This is a genomic window from Thermosipho globiformans (assembly GCF_003990895.1).
In the GTDB taxonomy this organism is placed as follows: Bacteria; Thermotogota; Thermotogae; order Thermotogales; family Fervidobacteriaceae; genus Thermosipho; species Thermosipho japonicus.
Map to the genome: position 1 here is coordinate 121,476 of NZ_BHXD01000002.1, position 17,569 is coordinate 139,044.

At 31.0% G+C, this 17,569-nt stretch carries 16 protein-coding genes and 1 CRISPR repeat array; of the genes, 3 read left to right on the plus strand and 13 right to left on the minus strand.

Features of this window, described 5'->3' with window-relative positions:
• Positions 1-23 precede the first annotated feature (23 nt).
• The 13 genes from topA to rplU form a co-directional block, all read right to left on the minus strand.
• Complete coding sequence (gene topA / locus EO083_RS02635; protein WP_126992648.1) at positions 24-2,126, minus strand: type I DNA topoisomerase; 2,103 nt, start codon at positions 2,124-2,126, stop codon at positions 24-26.
• Between the two features lies 1 nt (position 2,127).
• Positions 2,128-3,141 carry a 3'-5' exoribonuclease YhaM family protein gene (locus EO083_RS02640; protein WP_126992649.1) on the minus strand — a complete coding sequence of 338 codons (1,014 nt, stop codon included), beginning with the start codon at positions 3,139-3,141 and terminating at the stop codon, positions 2,128-2,130.
• A complete protein-coding gene (gene alr, locus EO083_RS02645) occupies positions 3,138-4,232 on the minus strand; it encodes an alanine racemase (RefSeq protein WP_126992650.1) in 1,095 nt (364 codons plus the stop codon). The genes EO083_RS02640 and alr overlap by 4 nt, the downstream gene beginning before the upstream one ends.
• A gap of 330 nt (positions 4,233-4,562) precedes the next feature.
• Positions 4,563-4,772 (minus strand): 50S ribosomal protein L28, encoded by a 210-nt coding sequence (rpmB, locus tag EO083_RS02650; protein ID WP_126992651.1) that lies wholly within the window; start codon positions 4,770-4,772, stop codon positions 4,563-4,565.
• 115 nt (positions 4,773-4,887) lie between these two features.
• Positions 4,888-7,452, minus strand: coding sequence for an ABC transporter permease (locus tag EO083_RS02655; protein WP_126992652.1), 2,565 nt, complete (start codon positions 7,450-7,452; stop codon positions 4,888-4,890).
• 47 nt (positions 7,453-7,499) lie between these two features.
• A complete protein-coding gene (gene rpoD, locus EO083_RS02660) occupies positions 7,500-8,615 on the minus strand; it encodes an RNA polymerase sigma factor RpoD (RefSeq protein ID WP_126992653.1) in 1,116 nt (371 codons plus the stop codon).
• A gap of 7 nt (positions 8,616-8,622) precedes the next feature.
• On the minus strand, positions 8,623-10,230 hold the full coding sequence (dnaG, locus tag EO083_RS02665; protein WP_126992654.1) for a DNA primase: 1,608 nt from the start codon (positions 10,228-10,230) through the stop codon (positions 8,623-8,625).
• Positions 10,231-10,309: 79 nt separating this feature from the next.
• Positions 10,310-10,708, minus strand: coding sequence for a 30S ribosomal protein S9 (gene rpsI, locus EO083_RS02670; RefSeq protein WP_126992655.1), 399 nt, complete (start codon positions 10,706-10,708; stop codon positions 10,310-10,312).
• A 19-nt stretch (positions 10,709-10,727) separates the two neighbouring features.
• The gene (rplM, locus tag EO083_RS02675; protein WP_126992656.1) at positions 10,728-11,177 is read right to left on the minus strand and encodes a 50S ribosomal protein L13; all 450 of its coding nucleotides are present in this window, start codon (positions 11,175-11,177) and stop codon (positions 10,728-10,730) included.
• Positions 11,178-11,193: 16 nt separating this feature from the next.
• Positions 11,194-11,727: an ECF transporter S component gene (locus EO083_RS02680; protein WP_126992657.1), complete on the minus strand. Its 534-nt coding sequence runs from the start codon at positions 11,725-11,727 to the stop codon at positions 11,194-11,196.
• Positions 11,728-11,738: 11 nt separating this feature from the next.
• The gene (rpmA, locus tag EO083_RS02685; RefSeq protein ID WP_004101635.1) at positions 11,739-12,005 is read right to left on the minus strand and encodes a 50S ribosomal protein L27; all 267 of its coding nucleotides are present in this window, start codon (positions 12,003-12,005) and stop codon (positions 11,739-11,741) included.
• Positions 11,995-12,306: a ribosomal-processing cysteine protease Prp gene (locus EO083_RS02690; RefSeq protein WP_126992658.1), complete on the minus strand. Its 312-nt coding sequence runs from the start codon at positions 12,304-12,306 to the stop codon at positions 11,995-11,997. Before EO083_RS02690 ends, rpmA begins: the two co-directional genes overlap by 11 nt.
• Positions 12,303-12,623, minus strand: coding sequence for a 50S ribosomal protein L21 (gene rplU / locus EO083_RS02695; protein ID WP_126992659.1), 321 nt, complete (start codon positions 12,621-12,623; stop codon positions 12,303-12,305). Before rplU ends, EO083_RS02690 begins: the two co-directional genes overlap by 4 nt.
• 385 nt (positions 12,624-13,008) lie before the next feature.
• On the opposite strand from rplU, the gene EO083_RS02700 reads away from it, so the two are divergent.
• The 3 genes from EO083_RS02700 to ruvC all read left to right on the plus strand — a co-directional run bounded on the left by EO083_RS02700 (position 13,009) and on the right by ruvC (position 17,558).
• Positions 13,009-13,689, plus strand: coding sequence for a transposase (locus EO083_RS02700; RefSeq protein ID WP_241229937.1), 681 nt, complete (start codon positions 13,009-13,011; stop codon positions 13,687-13,689).
• 84 nt (positions 13,690-13,773) lie between these two features.
• Positions 13,774-15,293: direct repeats of the CRISPR family, unit length 30 nt; unit sequence GTTTTCATTCCTCATAGGTAGATTCTAAAC.
• Positions 15,294-15,964: 671 nt separating this feature from the next.
• Positions 15,965-17,065, plus strand: coding sequence for an MFS transporter (locus EO083_RS02705; RefSeq protein ID WP_126992660.1), 1,101 nt, complete (start codon positions 15,965-15,967; stop codon positions 17,063-17,065).
• 19 nt (positions 17,066-17,084) lie between these two features.
• The gene (ruvC, locus tag EO083_RS02710) at positions 17,085-17,558 is read left to right on the plus strand and encodes a crossover junction endodeoxyribonuclease RuvC (protein ID WP_126992661.1); all 474 of its coding nucleotides are present in this window, start codon (positions 17,085-17,087) and stop codon (positions 17,556-17,558) included.
• The last annotated feature ends 11 nt before the right edge of the window (positions 17,559-17,569 follow it).

A 17,569-nucleotide genomic window follows, 5' to 3' on the forward strand; every position in this document is an offset into this window, starting at 1 on the left:
GAATTTCTTAAAGAAAAAATTTTTTATTCTTCATTTTTAGGCTCTGTCCAAGACATAAAATCACAATCTGAATTAGTACATGTCCAATATGTTTTACCGTTTTTACTTCTTCTCATAACTACCAATGAACCACATTTTGGACATTTTGCCTGGGCTATTTTATATCCTGAAACTGTAAAATCACAATTATCACATTTGAAGTAGTATCCATATCTACCTTTTTTTCTGACTAGATGACCACCACATTTTGGGCATGAATTTTCTGAAACGGTTTCATTTGCATGATTTTCAAGTGCCTGTGCAATGAACATTTTATTTTCTATTAGAACCGCATTTATTGTATTATCTATACTTTTATTTGTTTTGCATTTTTCACAATTTAAATATAATCCATACTTTCCAATTTTTAATTTGTAATTTTCTTCTTTACAATCTTGACAAGGTAAGTCTGTTTCATAATCAATAGTGTAAAACTCTTTTTGTGCAGTTGAAAGGTATTTTGAAAATTCAGAGTAAAACTTATCTAATACTTCTTTCCATTCTTTTTCTCCTGATTCCACCTTATCTAATTCTTCTTCCATTAAGGCGGTAAACTTTTTGTCAACAATTTCTGGGAATCTTTTTGTCAAAAAGTCCTCTACGGTAAATCCGAGTAATGTAGGAATAAGCTCTTTCTTTTCTTTTTTTACGTATTTTCTTGCAAGAAGTGTAGAAATTATAGTTGCATAAGTGCTTGGTCTTCCAATTCCTTCTGCTTCTAAAGTTTTTACTAAACTTGCTTCTGTAAACCTTGCAGGAGGTTTTGTAGTATCTTTTTCAATATTTACTTTTGATACTTTATATGTTTTTCCTTTTTCAAGCTCTATTTTTTCTTTTTCCTTGCTTGAAGAGTTATATATTTTTTCAAAACCATCAAAGATTAGATGAGAATATGTTGTTCTAAATTCATATTTTTCACTTTGAAAAATATATGTTCTTTCTTTATATTTTGATTCTTTCATTTGTGATGCCATAAATCTTTCCCATATTAGTTTGTATAACTTATAGTAATCACTGGATAGTAAAGATTTCGCAATATCTGGAGTTATTTCTGGATTAACAGGCCTTATACATTCATGTGCATCTTGAACATTTTTTGAGGTTTTCTTTTTCTTTTTTGAGCCGCCAATATATTCTTTACCAAAGTTTTTTTCTATAAATTCTTGAGCCATTTGTTTTGCTTCTTCTGATACACGGGTTGAATCAGTTCTCATGTATGTAATAAAAGCAAGATGACCGTCTTTTGTGTCAATACCTTCGTACAATGCTTGTGCAATTTTCATTGTTTTTGAAACAGGGAAACCTAACTTTGTTGCTGCATCTTGTTGCAGTGTACTTGTAATGTATGGATTTGGAGGAGATTTCTTTCTTTCTTTTTCGACTATATCTGAAAGTGTTACCTGTTTTACATTGCTTTTAATATCTTCTGCAATTTCTTTTGTTATATTTTCCTGTTTGATCTTTTTCCCGTTAATGCTCCAAAGATTTGCTTTAACTTTTTTAACATTAATAGATACTTTGTAGAATTCCTTTGGTTTAAATAAGAATCTTTCTCTTTCCCTATCACAAATTATTTTCAACGCGGCAGATTGAACTCTTCCAGCGCTCATAGCTCCTTTAATTATTTTCCATAGTAATGGACTTATTTTGTAGCCAACAATTCTATCTAAAATTCTTCTTGCAAGCTGCGCGTTAACCTTTTTTATATCTATTTCTCTGGGTGTCTCCACAGATTTTTTAATGGTATTTGGAGTGATTTCGGTAAATACTATTCTATTTTTTCCTTTAAGGTTAAAGATTTGTGAAAGGTGCCAAGCAATAGCTTCTCCTTCTCTATCCATATCTGATGCAAGAAGCACTTCTTTTCCTTTTATTTCTTTCTTTATACTTTCAATTACGTTTTCTTTGCCAGGAATTATTTCAAATTCTGGTTCAAAATTATTTAAGTCCACACCAAATTTCTTTTGAGGTAGATCTCTAACGTGCCCTTTTGAAGATATAACTTTATATTCATCTCCAAGAATTTTTTCAATAGTTTTAGCTTTTGCTGGTGATTCTACTATGATCACTTTCTTTTTTTTGGACATATTAACCCCTCTCATCGTGTTTTAATAAGATTCTTCTTCCAAGACTTGGATCAAAATCACTCCAGGTTTTTTCTGGATTTATTTCAAGTTCTCTTTCTTTGATGTTATACATCCTGTTCAATTTTGAATCCATGTTTTCAATCATATGTAGTACATATGCTTCTGGAGTTTTTGGTAGAACAGGAGAGCCCCATTCAAGCTCACCGTGGTGAGAGAGTATCATATGTAGTAGCTTTTCTGAAAGCTCACTGCTAGCATTTATTTTATTCAATTTTTCCTTTACTATATCAAATCCACTTACGATGTGACCAATTAATTCTCCTTTTTGTGTTAGCTCAATACCATGTGAGGATATTTCATAGTCGTATATTTTTCCAATGTCATGCAATAAAGCACCGGTTATTAGAAGGTCTCTATCAAGCCATGTGTAGATTTTTGCTACATTTTCACATATACTAGCAACTGTTACACTATGCTCTGCAAGGCCACCTACATAATTGTGGTGAACTCTAAGCCCTGCAGGCGCATTCATAAATGCTTCTGATAATTTTTCATCATTTTTAAATATTTCTATTAGTAATTTTTTTAGAGTATCGTTTTTTATTGAATCAATAAAATAATTAATCTTAGTTTTTGCACTTTCTGAGGACATCTTGGATTCTGATACAAACCTCTCAATGTTGTATTCATCTTCGTTAAGAACAATGATATTTGAATCTTCCAAAATGTTTAATTGTATTCTTCCATCGTATATTACTACCTTTCCTTGTGTTCTTACAACATTTCCAACGTTTATTTTGGCATCATTTTTTTCTGCATTAAACCAGTCAATGGCCCTAAGTATGCCTGTTTTGTCTTCAAAGGTTAAAAGTAAATATTTTTGTCCATTTTTGGTTTCTAAAAGTCTTTTACTTTTTACCTTTACTATTGTTTCAACTTCTGAGTTTATATAATTTTCAAGTTCTGAGATATAAGGTTCTCTAAATTTTTCGAGCAATTCTTTAGGTAACTTCAAAATTCCACCCCTTTGTAAATTCTAGGCACCCTTTCTGAAATTCTGCAGGTAACCTCATAGTTTATGCTTCCAACCTTATCGGCTATTTCTTCTGCGCTGATAAATTCATTTCCCTGTCTTCCAATTAGAATTACTTCATCGCCTATTTTAACCTCATCATCTGCTTCTACAACAAATTGATCCATACAAACCCTTCCCAAAATTTTTCTTCTTTTTCCGTTTATCAGTACTTCCCCATTATTTGAAAGATGTCTCCAGTATCCATCTGCATATCCTACGGGTATAGTTGCTACTTTCATATCATAAGGTGCAGTAAATGTTCTTCCATAGCTCACACTTTCTCCTTTTTTTAGCGTTTTTACGTGAGATACAACACTTTTCCAGGTCAAAACTGGTTTTAAATTTTCATCTTTTACTTGATTGCTTGGCATTAAGCCATAACTTGCAATACCTATTCTTACATAATCACCACAAGATATGATTCCCGATAAAGAGGCAGCACTGTTATTTGTGTGCCTTATTTTAACAGGTAAATCAACTTCTAAAAATTTTTCATATTGTTTTTTTGTAAATTCAATATCTTCTTTCTTTAAAGAATCTGCTACGGCAAAATGTGTGTATGCACCTTCAACTTCAAAGCCATATGAAATTAATTTTTCGTATATTTTCATAGCATCTTTTGGCTTAATTCCAACTCTATTCATACCGGTATCTATATTTATATGAACCTTTGGCTTTTTGATTAAATTTTTGTATTCTTCAACCTGCTCATTTGAAATTATTGTAATTGTAATGTTATTATCAGCTGCAAGTGGAACAAAGTCTTTGTCCAGATAGTTAAAAACGAGAATATTGGTATTGATCCTATTTTTTCTTAAAACTAATGCTTCTTCCAAAAATGCAACTGCAAGATAATCAATCCCCATTTTTTCTGCAGCTTTTGCTAACATTACTGCACCGTGCCCGTAGGCGTTAGCTTTTATAACGGGCATTACCTTTGCTGGACTACATTTTTTTTGAAAGTATTTAAGATTATCAATATAGTTATTTATATTTATTTCCGCAAACGTTCTTCTACTTTCCGTACCCATCCCCCCAATGGTAAAAATGTGTATTTTTTTCCTTCAGACCTTATTTTAACACAAAAAAATGAAATCTGAAAAGATTCTATTTTACTTATCTCAAATCTTTTTTTATAAAGTATGCTTTTAAATATAATGAATTTATCATCTATTTCAAACTTATAAGTTATTGCTTCTAAAAAAAGCACTAATATAGCTGAGTATGATAAAGTGATTAATAATACGGGGATAATATTAATGGGGAGAGTCAAAAGGTAGGCAACAATTAGTGTTGAAATAATAAATATAATGGTTAAAACTAATCTATACAAAAAAAACAAAGCGGGTCCCCCCGCTTCATTATGCTTCGACTGATTTGCTGACGTATCTTTTTACCTTTCCTGCACTTAGACAGTCGGTACAAACCCACATTCTTTTTACTGTTCCATCTTCTCTTAAGACTCTTACTTTTTGTAAGTTTGGTCTGAACCATCTATTTGTTCTTCTGTTTGAATGAGATACGTTCTTTCCGGAAACGGGTCCTTTTCCGCAAATTTGACATTTTGCCATTTTGCTCCTCCCCTTTCTTCTATTTAATATTATTAATTATCTACTCTGACACAAACTATATTTTACACTTTTGTTTTTACTGTGTCAATTTTTTTAATGTAAAAAATGTGTTTCATTAATCAAAAACCCTTATAGCTTCTGCAGGACTTATTTTTTGTGCAAGGTTTGCAGGATAAATTGTAAATATACCTGTAATTAAGTAAATACCTGCAATTATTTCGATTATTTGGATCCATGGGATAGTTATTGAAAAATCGGGTAATTCACTTGAGATCATAGTAGTTAAATCCATGGTAATGAAGAATGTTGTAATTATTGCTGTTAATATAGCAATAGTAACTATTAAAAATGCTTCGGTAATAAAGAAGGAAAATACAGTCTTTCTGTTTACTCCCAAAGCTTTTAGGGATCCAATTATTCTTTTCCTTTCATATACATTTTTTAGGCTAAGAATCGTAAGTCCAGAAAAGCCGCTTATAAAACCAAAATAAAATAGTTGCACGGCGACATTTATAAAGTATTTTATACTCAAGAATACTTTATTAAGCTCTTCAGTAACATATAATGGGGCATCGAATTTTTCATATACTGTATTTTTAGCTTGATTTACGTACTTTTCTTTTACAACCCCGGCATATCCTTGCAGGGCACCAGATACCTTTTTATCGTAAACAAATATTCCATCGAATGGGACTATAACATTTTTAGGATCAAAAGTATCGACAACTTTAAAGTTTTCGTAAAATCTGGCACTTATACCTGGTAGTATTCCTTTTATCAAAAAAGTATAGGTTGAATCCTTAGAAAAGATTTCTTTATTTGCTATTCCTTCTTTTGACGACAAATTATTAACTTTTACATTTTCAATTTTTAAAGATTTTTCGATTCCTTTCCTTGCAAGTATAATTGCAAGAGTTTTATTATCAAATTTTGCGTTTACAAGTTGTATTTTTACAAGGTTTTCAAACATTGATTTAAAATTTTCATCTGTTTCGTAGTAATCACTTTTAAAAAAGCTTTTTAATGGGTTTTCTATAATCAAAAAGTTATATCCTACAATTCCACTATCAAGTTTTTTGTCAACGTAATTAAAAACGCTACTTGGAATAACAGCTGTTAAAAGTATTACAAGAGTTATTATTGCATATACAAAAAAGATTATATAGTTTCTCATTTTTTGTTTTTCAATGTATGAAATTGCAAGTATATTTGAAAGACTATAGAATTTTCTAATAACGTTTTTTATTAAAGGAAGAATAGAAAATATTATTACTACACTTGCTGCTAAAAATATTCCTGATCTTGCAAGATAATCCCATCTTTCTCCTGTTCCTATTTTGTTGTAAATTGTGAGAATGGAAAGGACTCCCGCAAGAAGTTGCACATAACTTTTTTTAAAGAAGATAGATATTAAGATTATTAGCACAGACAGTGAATAAAGTGGATTAATAAAAAAGAAAGCTACAACGATTAAAAATGCTAATATAAACAACCATCTTTTTTTAGGTAGTATTTGTTCTTCTGAGAGAAGAACAACTGGTGGAATTTTAGAAAATGAAATGCTTCTAGTAATTAATAATGTTACTGGTAAAATAATTGAAATTAAAATCCCAAGAAAAATTGATTTATATGTTATCACGTATGGAATTTTTTCAGCAATAGTTGTGTCTGATGATGCAATATTTGGAAGGTTATTTACAAAAGAGAGCAGGTACCTACCAAAAATAATTCCAAGTAGTGCTCCAACAATTGAAGAAGAGATTATATACATTAATCCTTCCAAAAAAAGGATAATACCACTTTTTTTCTTTGAAAGTCCCAATGCTCGTAAAGTCCCAAGTGTTTTTCTTCGATCTTCAGCAAGTACACCGAAAAAGTTTGATATGAATAAAAAGCTGCTTAGTATAGAAAAACCACTAAATCCAAGAAATAGGTAGCCTATAACTTTGTTTAATGGTGAGTATTTCAAGTTATATTTGGTTGGAGTTGTTCTTAGATCAAGGTCTTTAGAGAGCTTTTCAGAAAACTCTAGATGCTTTTTTAAATCAAGATTTAATGATATAAAGACAGTATTTGGAGCATTATATGTGTACATTCTTAGATTCAGCATCAAGTCTTTTGGAATAAAAATACTACCATTTGTCATACCAGTTTCACCACGGAAGTTAAATTCTTCAAGTCCAATGTGATCAATTTTTAATTCTTTACTTCCACTTGGAGTTATGATCGTTATTGTGTCGCCTTGCTTTATGTTTAGAGTTTTTGCAAGGTCGCTAGATAAAATGATTCCATCTATATCTTTTTTTGAAAATTCCTTTATTTTTTCATCATAACCTATGGCAAAAATATCATAAAAATTGCCATTATGCTTTATTCTTGAAGACACTAGATAGGTAAAGACGAAATCTTTTACAACGCCCTCATTTTTATATTTATTAAGATATTTTTCTACTTGTTCTACATTTAGTGTTTTTGGAAAAAAGAATGTATCACTTTTATCTTTTGCAATAATGTCTATATTTCCAAAATTATTTCTTAATTTAGAATTGAACCAGCTATCAACAGAATCGTTCAATGAAAGAGCTCCAACAACCAACATTGTTGCTATCATACTTCCAAGTATTACAAGCAAAGAGAGTTTAAAATTTGAAAAGAAGTTTCTAAAGGCTATTTTTATCATAACGGTATCACCCTAATAAATTACCGCACAATATGTGCGGTAAATTTTTATGATTCGTCAAGCATTTTGAATAAAAGCTTTAAATATCTACTTCTTGAAGGATGTCTTAGTTTTCTTAAAGCTTTAACTTCTATTTGTCTAATTCTTTCTCTTGTAACATTAAAATATTGTCCTACTTCTTCAAGGGTTTTTGCTTTTCCATCTATAAGACCATACCTCATTTTAAGAACCAACTTTTCTCTATCATTTAATGTTTCAAGAACTTTATCTACTTCTTCACGTATTAACATTCTCATTGCTTCTTTCTTTGGTGAAGCGATCGTTTCATCTGCGATAAAGTCTCCTACAGTTGAATCATCGTCTTCACCAACTGGTGCCTCAAGAGAAGTTGTTTCTTTTGCTGCTTGTAGAATTTCCTCGACTTTTTCTACAGGTTTTCCGATTAATTTTGCAAGTTCTTCAATTGGTATTTCTGTTCCATGTTCTTGATAATACTCTCTCATTATTTTCTGAACTTTATTTATTGTTTCTACCATATGTACTGGAACCCTTATAGTTCTTGCCTGATCCGCTATTGCACGAGTAATTGCTTGACGGATCCACCATGTTGCATAAGTTGAGAATTTATAACCTTTTTTCCAATCAAATTTTTCAACGGCCTTTAAAAGACCAACATTACCTTCTTGTATAAGGTCTAAGAATGAAAGACCTTTTCCAACATATCTTTTAGCTATACTTACAACGAGCCTTAGATTAGATTCTACCAATTTTTGCTTTGCCCTCTCATCTCCAAGTTGTGCACGTCTTGCAAGTTCTCTTTCCATCGACTGACTTAAAAGTGGAATCTTTCCAATGTCTTTTAAATACATCTTTATTAAGTCTTTAGTTGCCATATTGTCATAAAACTTTGGAGATTCCTCTAAAAAATCTTCCAAAGTTACATCTTCAATTCCATCGTTTGTACTTTCTTCAGTAATTGCAACATTATTTTTTTCAAGCTCTTCATAGACTTTTTCTAATACATTTCCATCAAACTCATCTGCCTTTTCTGGCGGGAACATCTTGTCAATATCTTCATACGTAACAAAGCCTTTTTCTTTTCCTATAGCTATGAGTTTTTCAATTTTTGAATCTAAAGAATCTACAGTTTTTTTCTTTGCCATCAGGAGTTCACCTCCCAAGTTTTTTGAGCTTTCTAACAAGTTCCATTCTTGTTTGTAAAAGCACCCTTTTTTCTTCATCTGTTGCAGAATTTAAATATTTATCTATTTCTTCTATCCTTTTTTCTAAAGTTTTTTCTTCAATTTTTTTCTTTACTGTGTTTATATATTCTTCATTTATTTCAAATTTTTCCATTTTTTTCAATATATTTTCAATATATTTTTGCAAATCTTTGGACAATTTTTCAAATGAAAAGTTCTTAAGATTTTTTAAAGATTTAATGAATTCTTGGGTAAGTTCATTAAATATTTTTGGGTTAATTTCTATATCAACTTTCGGATTGTTTAAAAGTAAATATATAACCATTTCATCTAAGGTTGGAAGATTAGTTTTTTGTTTTGGCTTAGGTACAGAAACAGTTATACTCGTTTTTGATATCTTTTCGGCAGTTTTTCTAAATGTTTCAAGTTTTTCTGGAAAATTTTCGAATATTTTTTCCCAGTTTTTTATTTCTCTTGTATAGAGAGGTATTGCATTTGAGTTGTTTAAATCATAGTTTTTACTTAAAACATAAGGGATAAATTCTTCAGCTGGTATTGCTTCTTTTAAGAAAGAATATAGTCCAGAACTACCTTGAGTTTTGTAAATTTCGTCAGGATCTTTTTCTTTTGTTTTTCCAGCAACCATAACATTAAATTGCATTGAAATAAGTATTTTTATACTTTGAAGAGCTGCTTTTACTCCAGCACTATCAGTATCAAAGGCTAAAATAACATTTTGAGTAAGTTTTTTAATAGAAAAAGCATGAAATTTTGTAAAGGCTGTTCCAAGTGTTGCAACAGCATTTTTAAAATCAGCTCTATGAAATGCAATAGCATCGAAATAGCCTTCACAAATAATTGCAAAATCTGCAGTTTTAATTTTGTCTTTTGCAATATCTAGTAAAAAGAGGGTTTTTGATTTTTTAAAAAGATCTGTTTCATATGAGTTAAGGTATTTTGGTTGACCTTCACCTAAGAGTCTTCCACCAAATGCTATAACATTTGAATATTCATTTTTAATTGGTATTATTAATCTTCCTTCAAATTGATCGTGATTTGAAAAACCAAATTTTTTCAAGGATTTAATGTCTAATTTTTTAGCAATTTTTTGAGGAATTTTAGAATTTATAGGTGAAAAACCAAACTCATATTCCTTTATTTCTTCTTCACTAAAACCTCTTGAAAATAAATAATCAAGAGCAATTTTTTCATCAAATAACTTTTCCATGTATTCTTTATGAAGTTCTTTATAAAAATTGAAGTATAACTGTTGAAAGCTATTTGATGAGCTGTATTCAATTTTAACTCCTGCCTCATCAGCCAGTTTTTTTAACGCTTCCATGAATGGTATACCTTCAATTTCTTGAACAAATTTAATCACATCCCCAGACGCTCCACAGCCAAAGCAGTGGTATGTCTTAAAGGATGGATTTACATAGAAGGAAGGTGTTGTTTCTGTGTGGAAAGGGCACAAACCACGATAACTATTTCCCACTTTTTGTAGACTTACATAGCGGGAAATAAGTTCAACTATATCAATTTTTGACTTGATTTCTTCAATAGTGTCTTTAAGAATAAGTAATCACCTCTTTTAAACGAGGAAACGTGGCAGTATTTTTACTGCCACGGTGAAGTTATATTGCAAATAAGGAATATTAACGTTTGGAGAATTGAGGTGCACGTCTTGCTTTTCTAAGACCGTATTTTTTCCTTTCGACCATTCTTGGGTCTCTTGTGAGAAGACCTTTTTCTTTCAATGTAGGTCTAAGATCAGGGTTGTATTGAAGTAGCGCACGTGCAATACCAAGTCTTATAGCACCTGCTTGTCCAGATTTTCCTCCGCCTTGAACTCTTATAAAGAGATCAAAAGAACCTTCAAGACCAGTTACTTTTAATGGTTCAAGGGCATGAAGAGTCCAAACTGAATTTTCAAGATATCCATTTAAGTCTTCATAGTCTTTATCATTAACTGTAATTTTTCCATTACCTTCTTTTAGATATACCCTTGCAACTGATGTTTTCCTTCTTCCAGTTCCCATGTAGTATTCAGCCATTTTCTACATCCCTCCTTGATTAAAAATTCAATTCGATTGGTTTTTGTGCGCTATGTGGATGTTCTGAACCTGCATATATTTTAAGTCTTTTTAATGCTTTTCTTCCAAGAATTGTTTTTGGAAGCATTCTTTTAACAGCAAGTTGAATGAGTTTTTCTGGATTTCTTTGTTGAAGTTGTCTTGCTGTAAATTCTTTAATTCCTCCAGGGTATCCAGAGTGTCTGTAGTAAACTTTTTGATCCCATTTCTTACCAGTTAATTTAATTTTGTCAGCATTGATTACAACGACAAAATTCCCACAATCGACATGTGGAGTCCAGTTTGGTTTATTTTTTCCCATAAGAACAAGAGCAATTCTTGTTGCAAGTCTACCAAGTGTTTGACCTTCTGCATTTATTAAGTACCAATCTTTTTTTACTTCTTCTTTCTTTAATAAAGTTGTTTTTTGTATAGGCAACGTTCTTGCCATTGTTATTCCTCCCTCCTTATATTCTCGCTTCATCTGGTTCTAAAATGTTTTTAACGCGTCTATGAATTATTCCATTTATTACTGAATCTATTGAAAATTTAATTGCATTAAAGCCAATAATCCATGGCAGAAGTTTAAACACTTCTTCCAAAGGAATTTTCCAATAATATGGAACTACTATCATATTCAAAAGTGCCATTCCACCAGTTGCAGCGACAGTACCAATTATGTAACCTAATATTTCTCTGAATCTGTTCTTTTTCCCGTATATTATTGCCGCAGGAACGATAAACAAAGCTCCAGCTGCAAAATTCATAGCAATTCCGACTATATCTTGTGATTTAAATATGAAAAACAAAATATCTTTTATTGCCAGCACTATTACTCCAACAGTTGGAGAATATATAAAAGCAGTTAATAGTACTAAAATATCGCTAGGATCATATTTTAAAAAGTTGACTGCTGGGAATATTGGTATTTCGATATACATTACTACAAATGCAAGTGCAGCAAACACCCCTATAATTGCCACTTTTTTGGCGTTAAGCATAAATGCCCCCCTTATTTTTCTTCATATACGCTTACGTATTTTCTGTTGTTTCTAACTTCAAATTTGACTACACCATCTTTGAGTGCGAATAAGGTAAAATCTCTTCCCATTCCTACGTTTTTACCTGGCCAGAATTTTGTTCCTCTTTGTCTAACAATAATAGTGCCAGCTAAAACCTTTTGGCCATCGCCTCTTTTAACTCCAAGATATTTAGGATTGCTGTCGCGTCCATTTTTGGCAGTACTGCTTTTTGCGAAAAGCTGTATGTTAATTTTCATCATTGCTCACCTCCAGTTTAAGGTATTTTGGGTATTGTTCCTCTAAATCTTTTAAGGTATCAATTAATTCGTTTACAAATATTTGGGAAATATTATCGTGCGAAATATTTTTTACATCTAAATATCCATCTTTTATTTTGACAGATGCTCCATTTTTTAACAGATATCTTGCTGTGTGCTGAGCTATAACACTTACCGCTGCACAAACTATATCTTTACCTTTTCGAGCATACATTGAATGCCCTGTTATTAAAAACTTTTCAAAATACCCGTTTTCTTTAAAAAATTTACATGTAATCATTTTACTTGGATTTCTTCTACTTTAATTGCGGTGTACCATTGTCTGTGACCTTTTATTCTTCTATAGTTTTTTCTTGGTCTAAATTTTCCAACTACAACTTTTCTTGCTCTGCCGTGTTCAACGATAGTTCCCTTAATTTCTACATTGTCAAGGTATGGTTTTCCAACTAAAACTTTTCCATCATCTGTTTTTACCATAAGGACTTTGTCAAGTTTGACTTCTTCTCCTTCACCTTTACCGACAACTCTTTCAGTGAAAAAGACTTTTCCTGGTTCAACACGAAACTGTTTTCCACCGCTTTCAACAATAGCGTACACAAAGTTCACCTCCTCAGTTTTTTTGAAATAAACAACCGCTGGAACATGTAGCCTTTTTTGGCGTTTAAGACACGTTCCAGGCGACTATAACCTAAGATATTTTACCATTTTTAATGATTATTTATGAAAACATTCTGTTAATATTATTTTTCTCAACGTTAACACAAATGGACTCTATGTAAGGGGAATTAGAGCCCCTGGCCAAAGTAAAAAATAGGTTAAATTAGAATATAAAAAAAGGGCTACACCTGCTAAAATTATTTTTGTACCAAAAATAATCTTTATCAAGGAGGTGTAGCCCCTGAAAAATATTCACTTCAATATTATTTTACCACAAAAATTACTCAACAAAATATCTAATCTTGTCTTTGATAAATCTAAAAGAATGTATCTAAGAAAGTATCCTGATCATATCTTTGTTTTGATTTTATCTCTTATGTATTTAACTAATATTCAATCTATGAGAAGACTATATGCTTATCTTTTGAATGGAAGAATAAAAATAAATAATCTACCTTCTAGGCAAACAATACACTATAGATTGAAAAGATTATCAAAAAAGAAAGTAAGTAAGAAACTAAAAAGACTTTTTAGTACATTACTAGTCATCGATAGCAGTGAAATTAGAGGAAAGAAAAAGAGGCTTCATCTATTATATGAAGCAAAGAAAAAAGTGTTATTAGATTTTGAGATAGGAAATAATAGAGAAGTAGAACATGCAGAAATTATGTTAGAAGATATAGAAGGCTCGATATTGTTAGCAGATAGAGGGTACTGGCAATGGGAGTTTATTGAAAAAATGAAAGAAAAGATGAAGTTATATGTAAGACCTAGGGGAAGAAAAGGGAAAGAATTTATGGAAAGAGAAATAAATAGGTTGATATATAGCAAAAGATGGGAAATAGAATGGTATATAGAAAGGCTGAAGCAGAGGATAAAGATGAGAGGAATGAATGAAAGGACGCTAAAGGCACAGATTACATACATGTTACTAGGGCAGCAGTTAATAATGTTAATAGACACGCTCTCTGCTCATCCTAAAATGATTAGATTGATTGAAAAATAATTTTCACATTGGCCAGGGTGTCATAGGTAGATTCTAAACTAAACCAAATTGTTACCATTGTAGAAGCCCACATTTTATAAAGAAGTTTTCATTCCTCATAGGTAGATTCTAAACTGACTTATTAGAATGTGTCGTACTTGCGGATGATCCGTTTTGTTTTCATTCTTCATAGGTAGATTCTAAACCGCACGAAACGGAATTTTTAGAAGCCGAAACTACAATAGGTTTTCATTCCTCATAGGTAGATTCTAAACGGAGAAGGATTCAAAAAATACGTGGGATATGATCTTCCTTATATCGTTTTCATTCCTCATAGGTAGATTCTAAACAAACATATGATTTAGAAGAAGGTAAGGCAAGAGGTCTTTTAGTTTTCATTCCTCATAGGTAGATTCTAAACGTTTGCATTAAACCGCTTATAACAGGACTTACTTGACCATTAAGGTTTTCATTCCTCATAGGTAGATTCTAAACCTGTTACAATTGCAAAGATAATAATTGGCAAGGGCAGATGGGTGTTTTCATTCCTCATAGGTAGATTCTAAACCTGTATTATGGTGTGAATTATGATAGAGCGGTTTTGATTGGTTTTCATTCCTCATAGGTAGATTCTAAACCTGAATCCGACGAGAACGTAGCAGAAGATGAAACATCGGGTTTTCATTCCTCATAGGTAGATTCTAAACGGTGATACCGCATGCAATTAGCCACAGTTTTTAACCAGTGTTTTCATTCCTCATAGGTAGATTCTAAACCATAGTTTTTGCAATTATTGTCATAACTATAATTGCATTGTTTTCATTCCTCATAGGTAGATTCTAAACCACAATTTAGGAGGCATGTGCTGTTCTTCGTAAACCGCCAATGTGTTTTCATTCCTCATAGGTAGATTCTAAACCTCAGAAAAAATAAAATTATGGAGGTGTTAGTATGGTTATTAAAAGTTTTCATTCCTCATAGGTAGATTCTAAACCAAAAAAGAAAAAGCAAGAATTGCAAAAAACATAAGGATGTTTTCATTCCTCATAGGTAGATTCTAAACGTTAACATTCTTCTTTTTGAAAAGAAAAGTATTTTAACAGAATTGTTTTCATTCCTCATAGGTAGATTCTAAACTTTTAGTTTTTATTATGATGAAGGAAAGTGTTTTGTTTTCATTCCTCATAGGTAGATTCTAAACTTGATGTTGAAATCAATGATTATACATCATCTGAGGAAGGTTTTCATTCCTCATAGGTAGATTCTAAACCCGCATATTAAAAATAGTTAGAACAGCTATAGCAGGCATAGAGTTTTCATTCCTCATAGGTAGATTCTAAACGTAACCAACCTACAACTATGCAAGTGCCTTCATTTGATCTATACTGTTTTCATTCCTCATAGGTAGATTCTAAACTAATAATTCTTTTGATACTTCACGCTGAACACGATGGGCATTGTTTTCATTCCTCATAGGTAGATTCTAAACAATATCTTTTGGTCTATTCTTATCTTCTTGATGTCCTAAAGTTTTCATTCCTCATAGGTAGATTCTAAACGTTAAAAGTCGTTACGTACGTAAAAGATAAACCAAGGTTTTCATTCCTCATAGGTAGATTCTAAACCCCGTAATAATTATAATATATACAAGCAATCCCAACAAGTAACGAAACCTTTGAGCTGAAGTAAATAAAATGTAAAATCTTTTATTTAAGAGGCTTTACGAAAAAACAAGTATAAAAAGATCCCCCGGAAAGTTAGACAATTTTTGTGACTTAACATAAAAGTTACAATAATCAAAAAATAAACGTATTATTTTTGGGGTATGCAGAACTTAGTTACAAAAAGTTAATATTTTTTATTGTGCTAATTTAATACTCGCAAAAACCTGGGTTAAAAAATAATGTATATTATTTTTAATTAATATTACAAGAATAAGGTTAAATTTATTTTCAAGATTTAAAGAAATAGTAAAATAAGTATTTTATGATAAAAGTCATTTTTAATAATATTATATTGCATAATATACGTCTTTTTAATTCCTCTAAAAATGTTCATAATACAAACTAACTTATGGTTACAATTTACTTTTGATTAACTATATAATAACAATATAGTTAATTTTGTTTTTAGTGTTGATGCTAATTTTTGTGATTTTTTTGATTTTACAATGTAAGAGTTATTGGGTACAAATAATATTTTAATTTTTAATCTTTTATTTTAGACAATGAAAAAGAAAATTGGTATAATAATCTTGATAATTCGTAAAGCTAAATAATGTAAAGGGGGAAATAAGATGGAGTTGTTGGGAGCAATATTTCACTTTTTTGCAGATTTTTTTAATGCTTTTGTAAAACCTCTTGCACCTCATTTTATTGACAAATTAGGAATTGATAACAAAACATTTGCAAGCTTTATAGCTTTACTTGGTGGTATTACTTCTATATTCCAAGTATTTTTTGGCATGTATTTTGATAAAATAAAAAGAGATGGTATTTATATAACAGTAATTGTTGTATTAGAAGTGTTTTTGGTATCTTTTTTGGGTATTGTAAAATCAGCTATTTTATTTTTTTCTCTTGTGGTTGTCATTAGACTTTTAAATTCTATGTTTCATCCTCTGGGTGCTAGCTTTGCAGGAAGGCGTTCTAAAGGAAAGCATGTTGCTTTATTTTCAGTTGCGGGAACATTAGGTGCCGGTATAGCACCAGTCTTTATAACTTTTTATCAAGAAAAAATAGGAATTGAAAAACTATATTTTTTAACTTTATTTTTTATTCCGGTTCTTTTACTTCTTTCCCTCAAGATATTTAGCTATGAAAAACCAGTTGAAGCAAAGAAATTAAGTTTTAAAGGCGATATATTCAAACTTTGGCCTATTTTTTTAATAGTTGCATCAAGAAGTTTTTCTATGGATATATTTCATACATATATTCCAATTTATATGAATGAAGTTGGAAAATCTTTAGTAGTAGGTGGTTCAATATTAACATTTGGAATGATGTTTGGAGTTTTTACTAATTTCTTTGGTACAATTGTACTTGAAAAAACTAATGATAAATTTACCAATACTATTGGTTTTGTAGGAATGGGTATATTTGGACTGTTGTTTGTATTTGTACCTAATTTGTGGTTAAAGGTAGTTTCTTTTGTCTTGTTTGACGGCTTTAGCTTTTTTACAATGTCTTCTAACATTGTTTCTGCTCAAAAGCTTTTACCAAATAATAAGGCTCTTGCATCTGGTATTTCAATGGGATTTTCTTGGGCGATTGGAAGTTTCCTTTCAAGTGGTTATGCAGCGATATTTGGTAATAACACAATATTCATGTTTTTGAGTGCAAGTGTTTTTCCGTTATTAACCATATTGATATATAATTTTGGAGTGAAAAGCAAATAAAAAGTGGAGGTATTTATCTTTGAGAATAATAGGTGTTGATCCGGGATATGGTATACTTGGATATGGGATCCTAGAAAAGAATAAAAACAAAATTTCACATGTCACGCATGGGGTTATAACCACTGAAAAAGATGTTCCCATGTATAAGAGATTGGGGTATATATATGATAGATTTGTGGAGCTATTGGAAGAATATTCTCCAGATGCTTGTGCAATTGAAAGCTTGTTTTTCTACAAAAATGTAAAGACAGCCATCCATGTAGGAGAAGCTCGTGGAGTAATTCTTCTAGCCTCTTCGCAAAGGAACATTCCTTTGTATGAGTTTACGCCTTATCAAGTAAAGAATAATGTAACTGGATACGGGAGAGCAGATAAAAAACAAGTTCAAAAGATGGTTAAAATGCTTTTAAATTTAAATGATATCCCAAAGCCCGATGATGCTGCCGATGCATTAGCAGTTGCTTGGTGTCTTGCAGTTGAAATAAGAGCATAGGGAGGATAAAA